Source organism: Alteromonas sp. C1M14 (assembly GCF_018860965.1).
GTDB lineage: Bacteria > Pseudomonadota > Gammaproteobacteria > Enterobacterales > Alteromonadaceae > Alteromonas.
On record NZ_JAHKQF010000002.1, the window covers coordinates 293240 to 311158 of the forward strand.

Annotated in this window: 14 protein-coding genes; 2 read left to right on the forward strand and 12 right to left on the reverse strand. The window is 44.4% G+C overall.

The window, feature by feature from the left end:
- Window positions 1-12: 12 nt before the first annotated feature.
- Window positions 13-759 (forward strand): YciK family oxidoreductase, encoded by a 747-nt coding sequence (locus KO501_RS01840; protein WP_216027936.1) that lies wholly within the window; start codon window positions 13-15, stop codon window positions 757-759.
- Between the two features lie 65 nt (window positions 760-824).
- Here KO501_RS01840 and glnS read toward each other — a convergent pair whose 3' ends face one another.
- The 12 genes from glnS to sdhC all read right to left on the reverse strand — a co-directional run bounded on the left by glnS (window position 825) and on the right by sdhC (window position 15945).
- Window positions 825-2489, reverse strand: coding sequence for a glutamine--tRNA ligase (gene glnS, locus KO501_RS01845; protein WP_216027937.1), 1665 nt, complete (start codon window positions 2487-2489; stop codon window positions 825-827).
- 329 nt (window positions 2490-2818) lie between these two features.
- Window positions 2819-3712, reverse strand: coding sequence for a PEP-CTERM/exosortase system-associated acyltransferase (locus KO501_RS01850; RefSeq protein ID WP_216027938.1), 894 nt, complete (start codon window positions 3710-3712; stop codon window positions 2819-2821).
- A gap of 602 nt (window positions 3713-4314) precedes the next feature.
- Window positions 4315-4836 (reverse strand): RNA methyltransferase, encoded by a 522-nt coding sequence (locus KO501_RS01855; protein ID WP_216027939.1) that lies wholly within the window; start codon window positions 4834-4836, stop codon window positions 4315-4317.
- Window positions 4837-4907: 71 nt separating this feature from the next.
- Entirely contained in the window at window positions 4908-5738 is an 831-nt protein-coding gene (locus KO501_RS01860) for a patatin family protein (RefSeq protein ID WP_216027940.1), read from the reverse strand.
- A gap of 286 nt (window positions 5739-6024) precedes the next feature.
- Window positions 6025-6897 carry a succinate--CoA ligase subunit alpha gene (gene sucD / locus KO501_RS01865; protein WP_216027941.1) on the reverse strand — a complete coding sequence of 291 codons (873 nt, stop codon included), beginning with the start codon at window positions 6895-6897 and terminating at the stop codon, window positions 6025-6027.
- A complete protein-coding gene (sucC, locus tag KO501_RS01870) occupies window positions 6897-8063 on the reverse strand; it encodes an ADP-forming succinate--CoA ligase subunit beta (RefSeq protein ID WP_216027942.1) in 1167 nt (388 codons plus the stop codon). Before sucC ends, sucD begins: the two co-directional genes overlap by 1 nt.
- A gap of 142 nt (window positions 8064-8205) precedes the next feature.
- Window positions 8206-9720 carry a 2-oxoglutarate dehydrogenase complex dihydrolipoyllysine-residue succinyltransferase gene (gene odhB / locus KO501_RS01875; protein ID WP_216027943.1) on the reverse strand — a complete coding sequence of 505 codons (1515 nt, stop codon included), beginning with the start codon at window positions 9718-9720 and terminating at the stop codon, window positions 8206-8208.
- Window positions 9721-9729: 9 nt separating this feature from the next.
- Window positions 9730-12552 carry a 2-oxoglutarate dehydrogenase E1 component gene (locus KO501_RS01880; RefSeq protein WP_216027944.1) on the reverse strand — a complete coding sequence of 941 codons (2823 nt, stop codon included), beginning with the start codon at window positions 12550-12552 and terminating at the stop codon, window positions 9730-9732.
- A 169-nt stretch (window positions 12553-12721) separates the two neighbouring features.
- Window positions 12722-13432 (reverse strand): succinate dehydrogenase iron-sulfur subunit, encoded by a 711-nt coding sequence (locus KO501_RS01885; RefSeq protein WP_216027945.1) that lies wholly within the window; start codon window positions 13430-13432, stop codon window positions 12722-12724.
- A 14-nt stretch (window positions 13433-13446) separates the two neighbouring features.
- The gene (sdhA, locus tag KO501_RS01890) at window positions 13447-15219 is read right to left on the reverse strand and encodes a succinate dehydrogenase flavoprotein subunit (protein ID WP_216028184.1); all 1773 of its coding nucleotides are present in this window, start codon (window positions 15217-15219) and stop codon (window positions 13447-13449) included.
- Window positions 15220-15229: 10 nt separating this feature from the next.
- Entirely contained in the window at window positions 15230-15577 is a 348-nt protein-coding gene (gene sdhD, locus KO501_RS01895; protein WP_216027946.1) for a succinate dehydrogenase, hydrophobic membrane anchor protein, read from the reverse strand.
- Window positions 15571-15945 carry a succinate dehydrogenase, cytochrome b556 subunit gene (sdhC, locus tag KO501_RS01900; RefSeq protein WP_216027947.1) on the reverse strand — a complete coding sequence of 125 codons (375 nt, stop codon included), beginning with the start codon at window positions 15943-15945 and terminating at the stop codon, window positions 15571-15573. The genes sdhD and sdhC overlap by 7 nt, the downstream gene beginning before the upstream one ends.
- A 677-nt stretch (window positions 15946-16622) precedes the next feature.
- Between sdhC and gltA the strand changes: the two genes are divergently transcribed.
- Entirely contained in the window at window positions 16623-17903 is a 1281-nt protein-coding gene (gene gltA, locus KO501_RS01905; RefSeq protein ID WP_216027948.1) for a citrate synthase, read from the forward strand.
- The last annotated feature ends 16 nt before the right edge of the window (window positions 17904-17919 follow it).

Sequence of the window (17919 nt, forward strand, 5' to 3'; positions counted from 1 at the left end):
GTTTTTGTTTGTATGCACAATAGTTACCAAGCGCCTGCAGCGCTTTTGAACAACAAGACCATTCTCATTACCGGCGCCGGTGATGGTATTGGAGCAGAGGCCGCCAAAACCTATGCGCGTCATGGCGCTACCTGTATATTGCTGGGAAGAACGGTATCTAAGCTCGAAGCCGTGTATGACAGTATAGTTAGTGAAGGGAGCCGTGAGCCTGCGATTATTCCGTTAGATTTAAAAGGCGCAACTAAAAAACATTATCAAGACATGACACAAACGATCATCGACCAGTTTGGCCAACTTGATGGGGTTCTTCACAATGCCTCTCAATTGGGTCACTTAAGTGTTTTTGCTGATATTCCAGAAGATGAATGGCTAACGGTTATGCAGGTTAACGTCAATGCTACCGCATTAATGACCCAAGCATTAATGCCGGCGTTATTAAAAGCTGAACACCCCTCTGTGATATTTACCAGTTCTAGTGTTGGCCGTAAAGGACGCGCATTTTGGGGGACCTATGCAGTATCTAAATTTGCCACTGAAGGTATGATGCAGGTGTTAGCCTGTGAATATGAAAATCAATCGATTCGCTTTAATTGCATTAATCCTGGGGCAACCCGCACGGCCATGCGCGCAAGTGCCTTCCCCGCAGAAGATCCACAAACACTAAAAACCCCACAACAAATTATGCCCGCCTATTTATATTTGATGGGCAAAGATAGCGCCACCGTTAACGGGCAAACCTTAGATTGTCAGCCTAAATAAATATTTCTTGTATAAAAAAAGCCGCGTTCTAAAGCGGCTTTTTTATATGCTTGATAGGCAATGGCTTAGTCGCCTATTTTGGCCCATGTGTCCCGCAGACCCACGGTGCGATTAAACACTTTGCATTCGCTAGAGGCCGTTTTATCAAGGCAGAAATACCCGGTGCGCTCAAACTGCCATCCGCCAGCAGAAGGATTTACGTTCAGTCCGGCTTCTACCACACCTTTTTTAACCACAAGAGAATCTGGATTAATTACATCGGTAAAATTCTCTTCCGCCCCAGGGTTAGGTACATTGAAGAGCCGATCATAAAGACGAAACTCTGCATCTTCACCTGACATAGCATCAACCCAATGGATCACACCTTTTACTTTGCGACCATCTGCCGGATCTTTACCCAGTGTGTCTGGATCATATTGGCAATATACGACGGTTACATTGCCTTCTTCGTCTTTATCAACCCGTACGGCTTTGACAACGTAAGCATTACGTAATCTTACTTCTTTATCTAGCACTAAGCGCTTGAATTTTTTATTTGCAGACTCTCTAAAATCGTCGGCTTCAATCCATACTTCACGGCTAAAGGTAATCTGACGCTTGCCCATTGATTCATCATTAGGATGATTAGGGGCGTTAAGGGTTTCTACCTGACCTTCAGGATAATTTTCAATAACAACTTTAATGGGGTTAAGTACAGCCATCGCCCGGGGCGCGGCTACATTTAAGTCATCGCGGATACAGGCTTCAAGCATGCCCATTTCCACCATGTTATCCATTTTTGTTACCCCTATACGTTTACAGAATTCGCGTACTGAAGCTGGGGTATAACCCCGACGGCGCAATCCTGCCACGGTGGGCATACGGGGATCATCCCACCCATCTACATGGTTTTCTTCCACGAGCTGAATGAGTCGACGTTTACTTAACACAGTGTACTCAAGATTAAGCCGTGAAAATTCATATTGTCTGGGAGTACAGTCGATACTGATATTGTCAATCACCCAGTCATACAAACGTCGGTTATCTTGGAATTCCAGCGTACATAAAGAGTGAGTAATTCCCTCAATGGCATCAGAAATACAATGAGTGAAATCATACATGGGATAAACACACCATTTATCACCGGTTTGATGGTGATGAGCAAATTTCACACGATAGATAACTGGGTCTCGCAAACACATAAAGGGCGAAGCCATATCGATTTTTGCACGCAAACTACACTGACCTTCGGCGTATTCCCCAGCGGTCATTTTTTCGAATTCACGTCGATTGGTATCGGCATCTGTATCCCGATAAGGACTATTCTTACCAGGTTGAGTAAGCGTGCCCCGCATTTCTCTCATTTCGTCCTGACTGGAGAAATCCACATAAGCTAACCCTTTGTCGATAAGTTCGAGGGCATAACCATGTAATTTTTCAAAGTAATCTGAAGAATATCGTGCATCACCGTCCCATTGAAAACCGAGCCAGTTCACATCTTCTTTGATTGCATTGACATACGCGATGTCTTCTTTTACCGGATTGGTATCGTCAAAGCGCAGATTACAGGTGCCCTGATAATCGGCGGCGACACCGAAATTCAAACAAATTGATTTTGCATGGCCGATGTGTAGAAAACCGTTTGGTTCGGGAGGAAAGCGTGTCTTGATTGTATCGTGCACACCTGCTGCCAAATCTTTTTCAATAATTTGCCGAATAAAATTGGTCGGATGGTTGTCCGTCTCCGCCATTCGCCCTTACCCCTTATCTTATGTTGTTTGCAATGGAAGGATTCGATTATACCCTGTCGTCGGTGTGCTCACTACGATTAATTACCCCCCCAGTTACTAGCCGCTCAATTTTACCGCATCCAGTGGATTAACCGCGATATGGGCGCACCAAAATAGAAGGTAGTTCTCCGCCGATTTTAAAAGCCCGTAAGGCTCCCTTTCCTATCGCACCACGGTAAAGCATCACGTGTAAAAAATACTGACACATATAAAAAGTCAATAATGGGGGGAAATCACAGGAAAAAGGAGCAAACATGCAATAAAGTCATGTTTGCTACCGACGCGCTAATTTAGGCCGCCCGAGTTTTTTGCTGCTTGACAGTAAGGGGAGAAGGTTTGGGTTTGTGAATGGTACCAAAACTTGGAATACCTTCGAGTTCTTTGGTGATTTTATGATAAAAGCGATGTAGAGACGGGGAAATTTGCTGTAAAAATTCTTCGGGTGATAAGCGATATGCAGCCCGTTCGCCATGATACTCAATAACATGACTTATTTGGTTAAACTCTATCCCTAACATACGCAAGCTTCTGGCGAGTTTAGGTTCCATCATCACGTACACGTTTTCCACATCCCGCAGCACACATATAGTCGCGGCAAAGAAATACAGCGCGAGGGTTAGGTAGGGGTAATTTCGGTTATTGTTTGCCTTTCTAATATTCTTACCGAGGGACTTTCCGGTAACCGGTGATAACTTCATATCGGATTGCCGCCGACGGAATCGCTTAGGGATAGCTAGACGGGAAATTTCACACACAGAATGTCGTGCAAACCTTGTGGGGCTGTTCTCATCCATACGAATGGCATCAGGACAGTTCTGCTCTACAGGTAAGAGTTGACCACTGTGTTGAGGCATAACGACACGTATTGTACCGGCACAATCCCCCGTGGCTTTATGTTTGATATAGCAACTAATGGCGTACTCATCAAACTCATCATATTCCATCTTCGTCTGACGAACTTCTTCAAATCCCATCTCTTCACAATAAACTTGATGGCGTGTCTTGAAACACGTGATTTGATCTTTCTCTTCGGTAGCAACAACAAGAGTAAAGTGTTCGAAAAAGTGACTGGCTGCTTCATCGATGGCTTTGTTCATTTTACGCCTGATAAGAGGCTTCACCATCTGTTTGACACCCGGTACTTGATGCACTTTTCTAAAAGCGTTTAACAAGCGACGTTTCACTCTGACTCCCAACGATTTTTAAGCGATATTTTTATTTTAATTACTGAGTCTTCCTGGCTGCCACCCTAAAAACGGGCGAAAATTGTGCAATACACACCGCCACGCTGCGACAAAAATTAAGTCTAGGGAACAAAATTACTTCAAAACTCAAAACGAAACTACACGCTTACAATGAATAGATTGTGCGAATCTTATGTAGATTTTCACTTTTGTAGGTAATTGGTATCAATTTTTAGACCACTTTCACAAATAAAAGGAAAATTTTATTATTTTAGGGAATGAAACCTCACGTTAACATTTGCAGCCCCGAGAGGCCTAGTTAATAGCTAGTAACGTAAAGATTGCACGATTTCTATTCAACGCATTGTTTTTGAAGAGTTTTTATAGACTAAAGATTAATACTCTTTAGTCTAGATGATGATATGGAGATAAAGTAGAAAGTTGAAAATTTATTTGCAATAAAGTGAGATAAAAATCAATCTCAATGCACGTAAGTTTTTTGGATCATAAGATCGTAAAAAATACTGACAGTTTTATAATCTTATACCCATCAGATCGTTGCCAATAAGTTACAAACCCCAGCCCGTTTAGTGTAAGACACGCTAATCATGGGGTTTGTGTAGAACCCGTGTTCGGTTGTTTTTATCCCTAGATGCCCGAATTTTCTCGTCGCTGGCTTCAAAGTCACTTTTTGCTAACCGGTCATATAAAACCACATTAACCGTTGCAGCTAAGTTCATACACCCTTTAGTGGGGATATAGACCACATCATCTGCCCACGCCAACACATCATCGCTTACTGATCCATCTTCAGGACCAAAAATGTAGAAAGCGTTATCTGGATGCTGATAATGTGGCAGAGGTTGGGCACCTTCTACGAGTTCCACGATTACCGCTTTTGCTCCCTTAGGCTTTACCTGTTGCAAATCAGGAACACCCACATTGGGGATCACCTTGTGCATGCCTTGGGTGTCTGCATTGAACGCTTTTGCATAACCATAACGTTGGCCTGTGTAAAATACGCTGCTTGCTTGATAACAACCCGCAGCCCGAAGAACAGACGCGACGTTTGTAGGGTTTTTAGGATTTAGCAGCCCAATACTAAAAGGGTGATTTGACGCCATTTATACTAACCTCGATAAAAAATAGCGAAAGTATCGCAAAAGCCTTTAATTGATACCAATATAATTCGTTTTTAGGCGACATTAGCAAGTAACGCGCGTCTAGCCATCCGGCGCCCTTGGGCATAACCTTTTAACAACTTTGCCTTATTCATTGTCAAACGTTTTACACAAAAGCTGCGACTCGGTGCAATCACAGTGACGTCACAATCCTCTGGTGGGTTTGCAATAAAATCAAGCGCCCCATTGTAGGATTCATAACGATTGATCATGGTATCTAATAATGCAGGTTGATGGCCGTACAGCCTTTCTAGTAACCAGATTGACTTCATTGGGGGTTTAATAAAACCACGAGGTTGGGACAAAATAACGGTTATTCGGCGCGCCCCTAACTGATACGCTTTTTTCACCGGTATGGCATCAGCTACACCACCATCGACGTAACGCTGATTATTTATGATGGGTTGGTCTCTGTAAGCAGTAGGTATAGCGCAGGAGGCCACCATTAACCCATCGATATTATCCGTATTAGCGACATGGTATTCACACTGGCCAGTATCGGCATTCGTGATCCCCACATATAAAGGAAAGGCACTTTTTGCATTAGGCACAGGTAAAGACAGATTCTTTTTCGCATGATGCCATAACCAATGTACATCAGTCATGTGGCCCCCCTGAACAAAGCGTAAAGGGCTATAGAATTCACGGCGGGTTGCAAACTCAGTAATAATGGTTCTGCTTAAGCCATGGGCACGGGTAACGTAGGTAGATAGATTCGTCGCACCGGCAGAAACACCAATACCAAAATCGAAAGGGAAATAATTGGCCTCCATAAATTTATCCAACACCCCTGCTGCAAAAATGCCCCTCATTGCACCACCTTCAACCACCAACGCTGATTTCATCACGGCCTCCATTACCTAATTGATTAGGTTCACCACCAACTTTTCGTTTTCGCGTTACGCCCGCCTAGATACTAAAAATAGCTTAATAAACAAGGAATAGATGTTAGAAAAAACCTATCAAGGTAATCAAAAAAACCATTCACTACCCTATCGGCTCTTCTTGTTACGTTATTGGCAAGAAAAAATTATGCCAACACTATGTAAGCAAAGCCTATGGCTAACTTTGAAAGCGCCAAGCACAAAAAAACCCGCTAAAATGCGGGTTTTTTTATCAAACACACTGTGCTTACCAACCTGTGGCTTCACGCAATGCTTTGCCAATATCGGCTAATGAACGTACAGTTTTAACACCTGCAGCTTCTAAGGCAGCAAATTTGTCATCAGCAGTACCTTTACCGCCAGCGATAATCGCACCGGCATGACCCATACGCTTACCTGGAGGTGCAGTTACACCGGCAATGTAAGATACGACAGGCTTGGTCACGTTTTCTTTGATGAATGCAGCCGCTTCTTCTTCTGCAGTACCACCAATTTCACCAATCATCACGATGGCTTCTGTTTGGGGATCATCTTGGAACATGGTCAAAATATCGATGAAGTTTGAACCTGGGATAGGATCACCACCAATACCAACACAAGTAGACTGTCCAAAGCCTTCATCAGTAGTTTGCTTAACCGCTTCATAGGTCAATGTACCAGAGCGAGAAACAATACCCACTTTACCTGGCTTATGGATATGACCAGGCATGATACCAATCTTACACTCGCCCGGAGTGATAACACCTGGGCAGTTAGGACCGATCATACGTACGCCTTTCGCATTTACGTATTCTTTTACGTAAAGCATATCAAGAGTAGGAATACCTTCTGTGATACAAACAATCAACTCGATGCCGGCATCAGCGGCTTCAACGATTGAATCTTTACAGAAAGGTGCTGGTACATAAATAACAGACGCTGTCGCGCCAGTAGCTTCCACCGCTTCACGAACGGTGTTAAAAACCGGCAGACCTAAGTGCTCGGTGCCGCCTTTGCCTGGCGTAACACCGCCAACCATTTGCGTACCATAAGCAATAGCCTGTTCAGAGTGAAATGTACCCTGTCCGCCAGTAAAACCCTGGCAAATTACTTTTGTATCTTTGTTAATTAAAACAGACATTATTTGCCCTCCGCTGCAGCAACAACTTTTTGTGCGGCATCCGTTAGCGATTCAGCAGCAATGATATCAAGACCAGAGTTCGCTAAAACATCACGGCCAAGTTCAGCATTGGTACCTTCTAGACGCACAACAACCGGCACTTCTACGCCGACTTCTTTTACTGCGCCAATAATACCTTCAGCAATCATGTCACAACGGACGATACCACCGAAGATATTAACTAAAACAGCTTTTACATTGCTGTCAGACAAAATGATTTTAAAGGCTTCTGCAACACGTTCTTTCGTTGCGCCGCCACCAACATCAAGGAAGTTAGCTGGCTTTCCGCCGTGCAAGTTAACAATATCCATTGTTCCCATTGCAAGACCAGCACCATTAACCATGCAACCAACGTTGCCGTCTAGGGCTACGTAGTTAAGTTCGTATTGGGCTGCGTGAGCTTCACGGGCATCTTCCTGAGAAGGATCGTGCATTTCTTTTACTTTTTTCTGACGGTATAACGCGTTTCCGTCAACACCCAATTTGGCATCAAGACAATGTAAATCACCGTCTGCTTTGATTACCAGTGGGTTAATTTCAATCAATGCAAGGTCTAGGTCTTCAAACATCTTGGCTAGGCCAAGGAAGATCTTAGTGAACTGCTTAACCTGAACCCCTTCTAGACCTAGTTTAAAGGCCATTTCACGGGCTTGATAAGGCTGAGGGCCAACGATAGGATCGATTTCAGCTTTAAGGATTTTTTCTGGCGTTTCTTCAGCAACGGTTTCAATTTCAACACCGCCTTCTGTGGAAGCCATGAAAACAACGCGGCGTGTACCACGGTCTACAACAGCACCTAAATACAGTTCGTTGGCAATGTCTGTGCAAGTTTCTACAAGCACTTTACTAACTGGCTGACCTTTTTCATCCGTTTGGAATGTCACCAAGTTTTTGCCAAGCCACTTTTCTGCAAAAGCGCGAATGTCTTCTTTATCTTTGACAAGTTTAACGCCGCCCGCTTTACCGCGACCGCCAGCATGGACCTGACATTTAACAACCCATTCGTCACCGCCGATACGGTCGGCCGCTTCAACAGCCCCTTCTGGTGTATCTGATGCGTATCCTTCAGAAACAGGTAAGCCATATTCTTTGAATAGCTGCTTACCTTGGTATTCATGCAAATTCATGGTGTTTCTATCCGATTTTTAGTAAGACAAAAGCCGCTTCCACGACTTGATTAATTAAGCCGGTAATATATCGCTATTACCGGCTTGATGTCAGATAAGTCAGTCTATTGGCTAACCTATCTGCACTGATTATTGGGAAGAATTAAACGTCTAATAATAAACGTGTGGGATCTTCCAGCATTTCCTTCACTGTAACCAAGAAGCCAACTGACTCTTTACCATCCACAATGCGGTGGTCATAAGACAGGGCCAGGTACATCATAGGAAGTATTTCCACTTTACCATTAACTGCCATTGGGCGATCTTGGATTTTATGCATACCAAGAATAGCACTTTGTGGCGGATTAATAATTGGCGTAGACATCAAAGAACCAAATACACCACCATTTGTGATAGTGAAGTTACCACCCTGCAGTTCCGCCATGGATAATTTACCATCACGGCCTTTAAGTGCCAGTTCTTTTATGCCTTTCTCTACCCCGGCCATACCCAAGTTGTCGGTATCCTTAAGTACAGGTGTTACCAGACCACGTGGTGTAGACACAGCGATAGAGATATCAAAGTAATTATGATAGCAAATATCGTCACCATCAATAGAAGCATTTACTTCAGGGAAACGTTTTAATGCTTCGGTCACCGCTTTAACATAGAAAGACATGAAGCCTAAGCGAATACCGTGACGCTTTTCGAAGCTTTCTTGATACTGCTTACGCAATTCCATGATAGGTTTCATGTTAACTTCGTTAAACGTGGTCAACATGGCGGTGGAGTTTTTCGCTTCTAATAACCGGTTCGCAATGGTTTTACGAAGACGGGTCATAGGAACACGTTTCTCTGTGCGCTCACCGGCAGGTAAGCTAGCAGCAGCAGGTGTTGCTGCCGCTTTTGGCGTTGCTTGACTGCTGCCGCTCTTAAGGTATTGCTCAACGTCTTCTTTGGTGATGCGACCGTTTTTACCTGTGCCTTTCACCTTCGCCGCATCTACCCCTTTCTCCGCTAACAAGCGACGAACAGATGGACTAAGCGCATCGCTGTCTTCGGCGTCATCACCGTCATCAGCAGACGCAGATGCTGGCGCACTTGCACCCGCACCTTCTACAAATTTAGCAATCACAGCTTCAGCTGTCACTGTTTCGCCTTCTTGAGCCAGAATTTCAGACAAAGAACCGTCTGCTGGGGCAACAACTTCAAGTACAACTTTATCCGTTTCGATATCAACTAAGTTTTGATCACGACTAACGGCTTCACCCACACCCACATGCCAAGTGGCAATTGTAGCGTCAGCGACTGATTCAGGTAATACCGGCACTTTAACATCACTGGTTTTACCGCTTGGAGCTGGTTTGCTGTCTTCTTTTGCTGCAGGAGCATCGGCCTTTTTATCGCTAGCAGGGGCAGCTTCTTGCTTAGCTGAAGCGGCACCTTCTTCTAATTTAGCAATGACTTGCTCACCTAGAACAGTGGCCCCTTCTTCATTCAGAATCTCACCGATTACGCCATCTGCAGGCGCGACAACTTCTAACACAACCTTATCAGTTTCAATATCAACGAGGTTTTGATCGCGTTTTACAGTGTCACCGGCTTTAACATGCCAAGTTGCAATGGAGGCATCGGCAACTGATTCGGGCAAGACCGGAACTTTTATCTCAATGGTCATTACTGTTCCTTATTTAATCGTGAGTGCGTTTTCAACCAGAGTTTTTTGTTGCTGGTTGTGAACGGATAAGTAGCCTACTGCAGGAGAAGCCGAGGCTTCACGCCCTGCATAAGTGAGTTTTGCGCCATCTGGGATGGCCTGCCAGAAATGATGCTGACTGCTGTACCAGGCCCCTTGATTTTGAGGTTCTTCCTGACACCACACCCAGTCTTTTACATGGCTATACTGTGCAACGATCTTCGCACACTCTTCCTGAGGGAACGGATAGAGTTGCTCTAATCTGATGATTGCTACGTTGGTTTGTTCGTTTTTCCGTCGTTGGTCAAGCAAGTCGTAATAAACTTTACCTGAACACATAACGACGCGCTCTACCTTCGCAGGATCAAGATCGTCTACTTCACCAATCACATTCTTAAACACACCTTCAGCCAGTTCTTCTAAAGAAGATACTGCCAAAGGATGACGTAAGAGTGATTTAGGTGACATAACAATGAGTGGTTTACGCATAGGGCGCACAACCTGACGGCGAATCATATTAAACACCTGAGCCGGCGTTGAAGGCACACAAACTTGCCAGTTATGATCAGCACATGATTGTAAGAAACGCTCTAGTCTCGCTGAGCTATGCTCAGGTCCCTGACCTTCGTAGCCATGAGGAAGCAACACAGTCAAACCGCACAAACGGCCCCACTTGGCTTCCCCTGAACTTAAGAATTGATCAAATACAACCTGGGCGCCGTTAGCGAAATCACCAAACTGCGCTTCCCAAATGGTTAAACAACTGGGCTCTGCAGTGGCATAACCATATTCAAACGCCATTACCGCTTCTTCTGACAAGACGGAATCGTAAATTTCGATTTCCCCTTGCCCATCACGGATATTTTGCAATGGCATAAACGTACCAGCATCGTTTTGATTGTGCAGTACGGCGTGACGATGGAAGAAAGTTCCGCGCCCAGAATCCTGGCCGGTCATACGAATGTTACTGCCATCATCAACAATAGACGCATAGGCTAGGTTTTCTGCCATCCCCCAGTCGAGGAGCTTTTCCCCAGCTGCCATGGCTTTACGATCTTGATAAACCTTATTTACCCGAGAATGGAGTTTAAAATCTTCTGGGTAACTGGTTAACGCTTCACCCAATGACTTTAGTTTCTCAACAGACAAGCTGCCGTCGTAAGGCGCATCCCAATCATGACCAATATGAGGAGTCCAATCCACTGAATGTTCAGTCATTGGACGCCACTCTTCTACTACACATGCACCGTGATCTAAAGCTGCTCGATAATCCTCAAGCATTTTCTCTGCATCCCTTGTCTCAAGAGAGCCTTCAGCCATTAACTGATCCGCGTAGATTTGACGAGGAACAGGATGCTTTTTGATTTTTTGATACATCAAAGGTTGTGTGGCGTTAGGTTCATCAGATTCATTGTGACCATGACGACGATAACAAACCAAATCAATGACAACGTCTTTTTTAAATTTATTGCGATAATCTAACGCCAGCTTGGTCACAAACATGACCGCTTCAGGATCGTCGGAATTAACGTGGAAGATTGGTGCCTGCACCATTTTAGCGATATCAGTACAATACTGAGTAGATCGCGTATCTTCGGTTTTTGACGTGGTAAAGCCAACCTGATTATTAATAACAATACGTACTGTACCACCCACGGCGAAACCGCGAGTTTGAGACATATTGAAGGTTTCTTGTACCACACCTTGTCCAGCAATAGCCGAATCACCATGAATGGTAATAGGTAGCACTTTAGAAAAGTCATCATTACGACGATCGATACGAGCACGTACCGACCCCATCACAACAGGGTTAACGATTTCTAAATGGGACGGGTTAAACGCTAATGCTAAGTGAACATTGCCGCCTGGCGTAGCAAAGTCAGACGAGAAGCCAGCGTGGTACTTGACATCACCGGAACCTAGGGTGTTGTCATGTTTGCCAGCAAATTCATCAAATAAAACTGATGGATTTTTACCTAACACGTTAACCAAGACATTTAAGCGTCCGCGGTGAGCCATGCCCACAACGACTTCTTTAGTGCCGGCAGAACCTGCATCGGTAATCAGCCCTTTCAACATGGGTATTAGGGCATCGCCCCCTTCCAATGAGAAACGCTTTGCGCCAGGGAACTTGGCGCCGATGTATTTTTCCATACCATCAGCGGCAGTGAGTCCTTTTAAGATAGCGACTTTCTGCTCTTTGCTGATTTGCGGTCTGGCTTCACAGGATTCGATGCGTTGCTGTAACCATCGTTTCTGTTCGGTGTCGGTGATGTGCATGTATTCTGCACCCAACGACCCGCAATACGTACGATTTAACGATTTGTACAACTCACCCAACGACATGGTGTCTTGACCAATGGCGTAGGAGCCGACGTTAAATGTGGTATCGAAGTCAGCTTCAGAGAGGCTGTGGTGAGATAATTCTAGATCACGGACTTTAGGCTGTTTCCAAAGTCCTAAGGGATCAAGATTAGCATTTTGATGACCACGGAACCGGTAAGCATTAATCAGCTGTAGCACCTTGACTTGTCTTTCGTCAGAAGGCGCTGAGCCTTCTTTTGACGCCGACGAAGACATACGCGCTGTGGGTCCGAGGGCAGCTAACTGCCTGAATTGGTTACGAATAGACGTATGATTACTTTCTAACTCTACGCCTTCAACTTTAGGTAGGGTATCAAAAACCTGTCGCCAGGTTTCAGAGACGTTTTGTGGGTTATCGAGGTACATTTCATACAACTCTTCCACATAGGCAGCATTTGAGCCCGCCATATGCGAAGAATCCCACCACGCTTTCATCACGCTTTCATGCATTATAGTGCCTTGCTACGTTTAGGAATAACTTTAAACACGGTGTTATATTATGGCGGTTATTTTCATAAGAACCAACCGTTTATCCCGTATATATAAAAAAATAGCCATCCCACACGGATGGCCATTTAGAAAAATCAATCTGAACTTAGATAAGCGTCAGATTTTGGTACTAAACAGCCCGCTGGAGCAACATCGACTTAATTTGGCCGATGGCTTTCGTTGGGTTCAAACCTTTAGGACATACACTGACACAGTTCATGATGCCATGACAACGGAAGACGCTGAATGCATCATCTAGGTCGCCAAGACGTTCGTCGGTAGCTGTATCACGGCTATCCACTAGAAAACGATATGCATGTAACAAGCCTGCTGGACCGATAAATTTATCCGGGTTCCACCAGAACGACGGGCATGATGTTGAACAACATGCACACAGTATACATTCATACAGGCCATCTAACTTAGCACGTTCTTCTGGAGATTGAAGGTGCTCTCTTGCTGGCGGCTGCTTGCTATCGTTAATAAGAAACGGTTTTACCTTTTCATACTGGGTATAAAACTGCGTCATATCAACCACTAAATCTCTTACTACGGGTAATCCCGGTAGTGGTCTGACCGTAATTTTACCTTTTCCTAAGGCTGACAGTGGCGTAATACACGCCAAACCGTTTTTACCATTCATGTTCACGCCATCGGAACCACACACACCTTCACGGCATGAGCGACGGAATGACAGCGACGGATCCTGCTCTTTTAATTGCAGCAGTGCATCCAGTACCATCATGTCACGCCCTTCTTCAACTTCCAGGGAGTAATCCTGCATTCTTGGCGCGTCATCAACCTCTGGGTTGTAACGATAAATTGAAAAACTTAATTGCATGATACTTGCCTCTCTTAGTACGAACGCACTTTAGGCGGGAATGCTTCCCGTAATTTCGGCGCCATATTGACATCACGTTTGATCATCGATTCTGTTTCTGGGTTATAAATGGTGTGACATAACCAGTTTTCATCATCACGATCAGGGAAGTCAAAGCGGCTGTGTGCGCCACGGCTCTCTGTACGATAATTTGCAGCAACGGCGGTACTGTATGCTGTCTCCATAAGGTTATCCAGTTCTAAACACTCGATACGCTGAGTGTTAAAATCTGAACTCTTATCATCAAGACGTGCATGTTTAAGGCGTTCTCTGATTTCTTTAAGCTGAGAAAGACCTTCGGCCATAGCATCACCTTCGCGGAATACGGAGAAATTAAGCTGCATGCATTCTTGCATGTCTTTCTTAATTTGCACCGGATCTTCGCCTTTGCCTTTTTCTGAAGTTTCCCAACGATTGAAACGTGCCATTGCAAGGTCAAGATCAGAGTCTGACGCATCGCGAGAAGGCTCCATTTCGGCAAGCTTTTCACCAAGATGTAAGCCAGTTGCACGACCAAATACCACTAGGTCAAGCAATGAGTTACCACCAAGACGGTTGGCACCGTGTACCGATACGCAAGCAATCTCACCACAGGCAAACAAACCGTTAACTACTGTTTCTTTACCTGTTTCGTCAACAGTAAGACATTGGCCATCAACATTGGTAGGAATACCACCCATCATATAGTGACAAGTTGGAATTACCGGAATAGGTTCTTTAACTGGATCAACGTGCGCAAATGTTCTGGATAATTCAAGGATACCGGGTAACCGTGATTCCAATACATCTTTACCTAAGTGGTCTAGTTTCAATTTAATGTGTGTGCCCCAAGGACCTTCACAACCACGACCTTCACGAATCTCAGTCATCATGGAACGGGCGACAACGTCACGACCGGCCAAATCTTTTGCATTCGGCGCGTAACGTTCCATAAAACGTTCACCGTCTTTATTAAGCAAATATCCACCTTCACCACGGCAACCTTCGGTAACCAGTGTACCGGCTCCCGCGATACCCGTTGGGTGGAATTGCCACATTTCCATATCCTGAACTGATACGCCAGCTCGTAATGCCATGCCTACACCGTCACCGGTGTTAATGTGAGCATTGGTGGTTGAAGCGAATATACGTCCTGCGCCACCTGTGGCAAGTACTACTGCCCGTGATTTGAAGTAAACCACTTCACCGGTTTCAATATCGATTGCTGTACAGCCGACTACATCACCATCTTGGTTTTTCACCAAATCTAAAGCGTACCATTCAGAAAAAACTTTGGTTTTGTTTTTTACATTCTGCTGATAAAGGAGGTGTAACAATGCATGACCTGTACGGTCAGCCGCTGCCGCTGTTCGTGCGGCTTGTTCACCACCAAAATTTCTTGATTGGCCACCGAAAGGACGCTGATACACTTTTCCGTTTTCAAAACGGGAAAAAGGCAGCCCCATATTTTCCATTTCGATAATGGCTTCAGGCCCAGTTTTACACATATACTCGATGGCATCTTGGTCACCGATGTAATCAGACCCTTTAACGGTGTCATACATGTGCCATTCCCAGTTATCTTCATGGGAATTACCCAGCGCTACTGTAATACCGCCCTGAGCAGAAACAGTATGAGAGCGGGTAGGAAAAACTTTTGATAATAAGGCGCAGGATTTACCTGACTCAGAGATCTGCAGTGCCGCGCGCATTCCCGCGCCACCAGCACCAATAACAACAGCGTCAAATTCATGCACTGGTAAATTCATATTATTCATATTAGATACCCCACAAAACAAACAAACCAACCACAACGTAAACGAAAGCAGTTAGGTTAAGGGCGAACTGTAAAACAGCGCGTAATCCTGGCGACTTCACATAATCAGTCAAAACCTGCCACAGGCCCACACGAACGTGAAACATGACAGCAACCAAGGTAGCGAAAGTGAATACTTTCATCCCAAGACCAGAGAATAAACCGTGCCATACTGAGTAGGTTAATTCGTCTGTAGAAATAAAAAACCACGCCATGAACAAAGAAAATGCAGTGATAATGGCTGCGGTGGTGCGAAGTGTTACGAAATCCTGAACACCATTTCGTTTCATACTTGCCTGGTTAGTTACCATAATACGACTCCCAGTACGACGGTCAGTACTATCCACAATGCCATGATGGCTCGTGCGCTGTTGTTTCCTGACTCAAGTTCTTCCCAATGCCCCATATCCATAATTACGTGACGGATACCGCCAAGAATGTGGTAGATGAGTGCAGAAGCTGTTCCGATAGCAATGAGCTTTCCAATAACTCCATCCATGATTGTTTGCACGTTTGCAAATCCTTCTGGCGATGAAACAGAAACTGCCCATGCCCAAATGACAAACAAGAGTGCGAAAAACATGGCTACGCCGGTAATGCGATGGAGAATTGAAGAAACAGCAGAAGGAGGAAATTTAATTGTATTGAGGTCTAAATTTACTGGTCTTTGCTTTTTCACAATTTATGCCTGTTTGATCCGTAGGGATAAGAATTACCCGTTGTTTTTATGTCCTGACTAAGTAATTCAGTTATTTTACCTGTTAATTATCTCGTCCATTGAGTTTGTTAACAATTTGTGAATTATGTGTTGCCTGGTTAACATTGTAATTTGATGTTGAATCAAGCACCGCTGAGTATATCCAGCGCATTGTACAATTACAATTTTTTGTACCGTATTAGGACTTTAGTCTTATACCTTCCTTGGGAGTGATAATTCAACGTTACAATCTCGATTTGTAAAATAAAATGCACGTTTGATCACGGTTAAATTACAATCTGTGTCCCTGCAACCCGTATGTTAACTATAACACAACGGTATCGCGCGACCGTTAGATGAATTAGATGTAATCAATTTTTATATGATATGTTTTTGCTGGCCGTGTAATTGCGTATAAATTTTACTAAAGTTAACTATGAAAAATTCAAATAATCTGAATACTTAAGGAGAAATACGCGCTGTGCCCTACTGTAATTAACCAATATAACGTAAAATTAATGAGAATATTTATTATACAATTATGCAATTAAATTGACTTTCCCCTGCATAATAAAGTAAAACTACGCCACTTTTTACAACAAACTCACCCGATTTGTGGTGAGAACGTTGCCAAAGAAACATTTCTGAGGAGAGCATATATGGCAGATCAGAAGGCCATTCTGAAAGCCGGTGATATTGAAATCGAATTACCGATTTTGTCCGGCACCGAAGGTCAAGATGTAATTGATGTACGTTCATTAGGCGCCAATGGGTATTTTACTTTCGACCCAGGCTTCATGGCCACAGGCTCATGTGAGTCTTCCATCACTTATATCGACGGTGCGAAAGGTGTACTGCTTCATCGCGGCTACCCTATTGAAGAACTCGCACGTGACGCATCTTATCTAGAAGTGTGCTACATGCTCCTAAACGGTGAAGCGCCAACGAACGAAGAATATGACGAATTCCGTGAAACGATTACCCGTCATACCATGGTTCACGAACAAATTAACATGTTCTTCCATGGTTTCCGTAACGACGCGCATCCCATGGCAATGCTTTGTGGTACCGTAGGCGCGATGTCTTCTTTCTATCACAGTGATTTAGATGTTTCGAACCCGGAACAACGTATTCGCAGTGCCCATCGTCTTATTGCCAAAATGCCTACACTAGTAGCCATGTGCTATAAGTACAATATCGGCCAACCATTCGTTTATCCACGTAATGATTTAAGCTACGCCGGTAATTTCTTGAACATGATGTTCTCTGTGCCAGCTGAAGAATATAAAATCAGCCCTGCAGTTGAACGTGCTATGGATCGCATCTTTACATTGCATGCGGATCACGAGCAAAACGCGTCAACGTCTACCGTTCGTTTAGCCGGATCTTCTGGTGCCAACCCTTATGCGTGTATCGCAGCAGGTGTGGCCTCTTTGTGGGGTCCTGCTCATGGTGGCGCAAACGAAGCGTGCCTGAACATGCTGGAAGAAATTGGCAGTGTTGATCGTATTCCCGAGTTTATCGAGCGTGCGAAAGATAAAAGCGATCCGTTCCGTCTCATGGGCTTTGGGCATCGGGTTTATAAAAACTATGATCCCCGCGCGACGGTAATGCGTGATAGTTGCTACGAAGTACTAAAAGAGCTGGATGTTAAAGATCCCCTTCTTGACGTGGCAATGGAGCTGGAACGTATTGCATTAAGCGATGATTATTTCTCAGAGAAAAAACTGTTCCCGAACGTTGATTTCTATTCTGGTATCATCCTTAAAGCAATTGGTATTCCTACCAACATGTTTACCTGTATTTTTGCATTGTCTCGTACCGTTGGCTGGATTTCACACTGGCACGAAATGATGAGCGACAAAGGCCAAAAAATTGGTCGTCCTCGTCAGATGTATACCGGTCATAGCAAACGTAAATTTACACCGCTGGATAAATAATTGATTAATCCATGAT

Coding starts and splice junctions, on each gene's coding strand:
- KO501_RS01860 (WP_216027940.1), bottom strand. CDS start 5,738: ATGAAATCAGCGTTGGTGGTTGAAGGTGGTGCAATGAGGGGCATTTTT.
- KO501_RS01885 (WP_216027945.1), bottom strand. CDS start 13,432: ATGCAATTAAGTTTTTCAATTTATCGTTACAACCCAGAGGTTGATGAC.
- KO501_RS01855 (WP_216027939.1), bottom strand. CDS start 4,836: ATGGCGTCAAATCACCCTTTTAGTATTGGGCTGCTAAATCCTAAAAAC.
- sucD (WP_216027941.1), bottom strand. CDS start 6,897: ATGTCTGTTTTAATTAACAAAGATACAAAAGTAATTTGCCAGGGTTTT.
- sucC (WP_216027942.1), bottom strand. CDS start 8,063: ATGAATTTGCATGAATACCAAGGTAAGCAGCTATTCAAAGAATATGGC.
- sdhA (WP_216028184.1), bottom strand. CDS start 15,219: ATGAATTTACCAGTGCATGAATTTGACGCTGTTGTTATTGGTGCTGGT.
- odhB (WP_216027943.1), bottom strand. CDS start 9,720: ATGACCATTGAGATAAAAGTTCCGGTCTTGCCCGAATCAGTTGCCGAT.
- glnS (WP_216027937.1), bottom strand. CDS start 2,489: ATGGCGGAGACGGACAACCATCCGACCAATTTTATTCGGCAAATTATT.
- KO501_RS01880 (WP_216027944.1), bottom strand. CDS start 12,552: ATGCATGAAAGCGTGATGAAAGCGTGGTGGGATTCTTCGCATATGGCG.
- gltA (WP_216027948.1), top strand. CDS start 16,623: ATGGCAGATCAGAAGGCCATTCTGAAAGCCGGTGATATTGAAATCGAA.
- sdhD (WP_216027946.1), bottom strand. CDS start 15,577: ATGGTAACTAACCAGGCAAGTATGAAACGAAATGGTGTTCAGGATTTC.
- KO501_RS01840 (WP_216027936.1), top strand. CDS start 13: ATGCACAATAGTTACCAAGCGCCTGCAGCGCTTTTGAACAACAAGACC.